A 4,564-nucleotide genomic window follows, 5' to 3' on the forward strand; every position below is an offset into this window, starting at 1 on the left:
GCAGGCGAGCGGTGCCAACCTCGACAGTTGGTTCGAGAAGACCTCGAACTACGACGGCATCGTCGACAAGACCGGGTCGTCGTCGGTGACGGTCACTGTCGGGTCGCAGGCGAACAACGGCGCATTCGGGTTTGGCCCCGCGGCAGTTCGCGTCGACCCCGGCACGACCGTCGTCTGGGAGTGGACCGGGAAAGGCGGCGTTCACGACGTGACGGCCGACGACGGCTCGTTCGGGAGTGAACTCGTCGGCGATGCGGGCCACACGTTCGAACACACCTTCGACAGCGAGGGCGTCTACAAGTACGTCTGTTCACCACACGCAGCCTTGGGGATGAAAGGGGCAATCGTCGTCGGCAACGCCGCGGCAGGGTCGGCCGCGACGACGCAGTCGAGCGAAGAGACGGAGCAGGAGGAAACTGAAGAGACTGCCGAGCAATCCAGCGGAGAGGACGTCGACCTCAACACATGGTTCGAAAACACGTCGAACTTCGACGGCGTCGAAGGTCAGACCGGACTGAAGCGGGTGACGGTCGAAGTCGGGACCCAAGCGAACGACGGGGCATTTGGCTTTGGGCCGGCGGCGATTCGCGTCTCCAAGGGGACGACCGTCGTCTGGAAGTGGACCGGCAACGGCGGGTCCCACAACGTCGCGGCGACGGACGGGAGCTTCAAATCCGAACTGGTCAGCGACAGCGGGCACACGTTCGAACACACCTTCGACGAGACGGGGACGTACAGATACGCGTGTACGCCGCACGAGACGCTCGGTATGAAGGGCGCAGTCGTCGTGAGCGACGACGAAGGCGGTTCCAACGCGCAGGTCGCCGAACCGTTCGACGACCCGGAGACGGAGCGACTCGGTGGACTGGCACTGGCCGGAACGTTCGGTGCCGCAATCACCTCGCCGGCGCTCTTCGGCGCGTTCCTCTGGTTCAAGGACCGCGGCAACGACGGTGAGTCGTACCCGAAGCAAAAATCAGAGTAAACGGGGACGGCTCGCTACAAAACCAGTGACATAACTCGACACGAACCGTCGAACAATCGCTGACTCAATTCTGCTCCAGCGCAATTAGGCAACGTAGACACGGGTGACGTGTCCACCGCAACCGCACTGTTGGATGTACTCGAACTCGATTGCTGTGTCACAGTGCTGTGAGAGCGCGTCGTAGAGGTACGTCCGGGGGTGGCCGTGGTCGCCGTGTGTGACGAGGTTGACGTGGTTTCCGGGAACCGTGTGTTCGATTGCATCGAGTGCCTGCTCGACGACGAGGTCGCGGTCGGCGGCGTGCTGCGGTTTTTCGAGGTTCGCCGACCACGAGTTGTCGTGTCGCCGCTCCGTTACCGGGTCCGGTTCGTCGTGGTCGTGGCCCGCGACGTTCTCTTCTTCGCGGTTCTCTCCGTGCTCATCAGGGGCACTCATCACAGTCTGAAGTAACGGCACACCAACCAAAGAGCGCAAAGGCGAACATGTTCGACCCGCCTGACGGACGACGAGAACTGTCGTATGCACCCTATAGGTAGCCTTCGAACCACATCTTGTATGGAACTCAAGCGTAAGACCATCGCGAAGGTGATCGCCGTCGTGTTCATCTTCAACCTCGTCGTGATGGGTGCCGGTGCCTGGTTTGCATACCAGGAGGCACCGCCCATTCCGGAGAAGGTTGTCGGTCCCGACGGCGAGGTCATCGTCAACGGCGAAGAGATTAGAGACGGAAAGAAAGTCTTCCAACAAAACGGCCTGATGAACCACGGGTCGATACTGGGCAACGGGGCGTACTACGGTGTGGATTACACCGCCGACGCGCTCGAATTGAAAGTCCAGTACATGCGGGACTATTACGCCCAAGAGCGCCACGGCGAATCGTACAGCGCGCTCGATTCCGCGACGCAGGCCGCCATCGCCGATGTCGTCGAAAAGGACCTCGACGGCACGTACGAAGGCGGTGCTATCGAGTACTCCGAAGCGGAGCGATACGCCCACGAACAGGTCCGCCAGGAGTACGTTCAGCGCTACCACGAGGGCGACCACGAGCGCGGCGTCCCCGTCGGAATGATCGACAGTGAGGCCGAAGCCGAACAGTTCGCCGACTTCGCCATGTGGACGGCGTGGTTCTCGCACACCGACCGACCCGGGAGCACCCACTCCTACACGAACGACTGGCCGTACCAACCCGGTGCCGGGAACGACGCAACGGCCGCCTCGATGACGTGGAGCGTCATCGCCATGGTGCTTCTCGTCGCCGGCGCGGGGCTCGGAATTTGGCTCTACAAGTCGGTTGAACTCCCCGAACCGTCCGCGGAGGGGATTTCGGTTCCCGAGCCGGGAGAGGTGAGTATCTTCCCGAGCCAGCGGGCAGCACTCCGGTTCATCCCGGTGGCAGCGGGGTTATTCGTCGCGCAAGTACTCCTCGGTGGGTTACTCGCGCACTTCTACATCGAACGGGCCGGGTTCTTCGGTATCGAGACGCTATTCGGCATCCACATCCTGCAACTGCTTCCGTTCTCGATTGCGAAGACCTGGCATATCGACCTCGCCATCCTCTGGATTGCCGCGACGTGGCTCGGGGCCGGGTTGTTCCTGCCACCGCTCTTGACCGGCTACGAACCACGGAAACAGTCGACGTACATCAACGGCTTGCTCGGTGCTATCGTCGTCGTCACCCTCGGCGGTCTCGGTGGTATCTGGCTCGGCGCGAACGGCTACATCGACGGACCGCTCTGGTGGATTCTCGGCAACGAAGGTCTCGAATACCTCGAAGTCGGGAAGCTCTGGCAGTTCGGTATCCTCGCCGGCTTCCTCATCTGGGCCGGACTCGCGGTTCGTGGGTTGAAGCCACTCTTGGACAAAGAACCGGTGTACGGACTGGCGCACATGATTCTGTACGCCGGTGGCTCGATTGCCCTCCTGTTCACCGCCGGGTTCCTCTTTACCCCCGATACGAACATCGCCGTAACGGAGTTCTGGCGCTGGTGGGTCGTCCACATGTGGGTCGAAGGGGCCTTCGAGTTCTTCATCGTCGCCATCGTCGGCCTGACGCTGGTGTCGATGAATCTCCTCTCGCGCCGGAGCGCCGAGAAAGCGGTCATGCTGCAGGCGCTCCTCGTGATGGGGACGGGCATCATCGGCGTCTCGCACCACTACTGGTGGGTCGGGATGCCCGATATGTGGGTCCCGCTCGGAAGCGTCTTCTCGACGCTCGAACTCATCCCGCTGGTGTTCATCCTCTATGAGGCACTCGGCCAGTACCGCACCATGTCGACCGGCGAGAACTTCCCGTACCGCCTGCCGTTCATGTTCATCATCGCAAGCGGTGTGTGGAACTTCGTCGGCGCGGGCGTCCTCGGATTCTTCATCAACCTCCCGCTCATCAACTACTACGAACACGGGACGTACCTCACCGTAGGACACGCCCACGCCGCGATGTTCGGCGCGTTCGGGTTCCTCGCGCTCGGGATGGTCACGTACATGCTCCAACTCTCTATCGACCCCGCGCGCTGGGACGACTCGTGGCTCCGCGCCGCGTTCTGGTGTTGGAACGTCGGTCTCGTACTGATGGTGTTCGTCTCGGTGCTCCCGGTCGGATTCCTCCAGTTGGAGACGGCGTTTACCGGAAGCTACGCCGCCGCCCGGAGCCTCGCCTTCTACAACCAGCCGATTATTCAGACGCTGTTCTGGGCGCGACTCCCCGGTGACACGCTCATGATTCTCGGGACGGTCATCTACGCCGCCGACCTCGTCAGAAAACGGTTCGTCCTCCGTGAGTCGTCGGACGACCCGAGCGTCGAAGACATGGCCGTGGCCGAGGGTATCCTCGGCGACGACTGAGAACGCGGTTCGTCAGACTTCTTTTTTTGATGCGACGTGGAGGCAAACTCATGCTGAGTGACCGCTATGCCGAACAGCAGTCGGCCTCTATTCTCGCATCGAGAGTATCTTCGGAGGCGCGAGAGGGCCTTACAGAACTAGCACCACGACGTGAGTCTACATTGGCATTGACCAAGAACAGCCGACTGGAGGAGAGCCACTCCACTCACTGAGCATCCCTCACGGGTTGCCGCAGTACCGGCGAACGAGGGTCACGAAAGCAATCCGGAACGCGGAAAACTGGAACGGCGAAAAGAGAAGGGACAGGCCGGTCACTGAAGAGCGACCCTCAGGAACACTCGATTCGGACGCTGCCTACTCGACGACCACCGCGCCTTTCATGCCGAGCGTCTCGTGAGGGACACAGGAGTACGTGAACGTCCCCGCTTCCTCGAAGGTGTGTTCGAACGTGTGGCCCGAATCGCCGACCATCTCGGATTCGAACGCCCCGTCCGTCTCGACGACGTTGTGTGACCCGCCGTCGCCGGTCCATTCCCAAGCGACGGTCGTTCCCTTCGAGACGCGAATAGCGGCGGGACCAAACCCGAACGCCCCGCCGTTTGCCTCCACCCCGACACCGACCGTAACCCCGTCGGGACCGGGCCTTTCCACGACGCCGCCCCAGTTTTTTACGCCCTCCAACCCACCCTCCGAGGGCCGTTTCGCTGCGTCCCCCCCCGCGCTGGCCCCCCCCGGCTC

The 4,564-nt window shown here is 62.1% G+C and carries 4 protein-coding genes; 2 read left to right on the forward strand and 2 right to left on the reverse strand.

The features are described 5' to 3' along the window. Positions 1-985: halocyanin domain-containing protein (locus QT222_RS05935; protein WP_491476619.1), on the forward strand; the 985-nt coding region annotated here is incomplete at its 5' end. A gap of 84 nt (positions 986-1,069) precedes the next feature. On the opposite strand, the gene QT222_RS05940 is transcribed toward QT222_RS05935, so the two are convergent. Further along, entirely contained in the window at positions 1,070-1,420 is a 351-nt protein-coding gene (locus QT222_RS05940; RefSeq protein WP_491476620.1) for a CGCGG family putative rSAM-modified RiPP protein, read from the reverse strand. Between the two features lie 120 nt (positions 1,421-1,540). Between QT222_RS05940 and QT222_RS05945 the strand changes: the two genes are divergently transcribed. After that, positions 1,541-3,826: a nitric-oxide reductase large subunit gene (locus tag QT222_RS05945; protein WP_491476621.1), complete on the forward strand. Its 2,286-nt coding sequence runs from the start codon at positions 1,541-1,543 to the stop codon at positions 3,824-3,826. 354 nt (positions 3,827-4,180) lie between these two features. Here the strand turns inward: QT222_RS05945 and QT222_RS05950 are convergent. Beyond that, on the reverse strand, positions 4,181-4,564 hold a 384-nt coding region (locus QT222_RS05950; RefSeq protein WP_491476622.1), incomplete at its 5' end, for a halocyanin domain-containing protein.

The organism is Haloferax sp. s1, from assembly GCF_058382125.1.

Bases quoted from the DNA above. Each gene is read 5' to 3' on its own strand.
- QT222_RS05945 (WP_491476621.1), top strand. From the start codon at position 1,541: ATGGAACTCAAGCGTAAGACCATCGCGAAGGTGATCGCCGTCGTGTTC.
- QT222_RS05940 (WP_491476620.1), bottom strand. From the start codon at position 1,420: ATGAGTGCCCCTGATGAGCACGGAGAGAACCGCGAAGAAGAGAACGTC.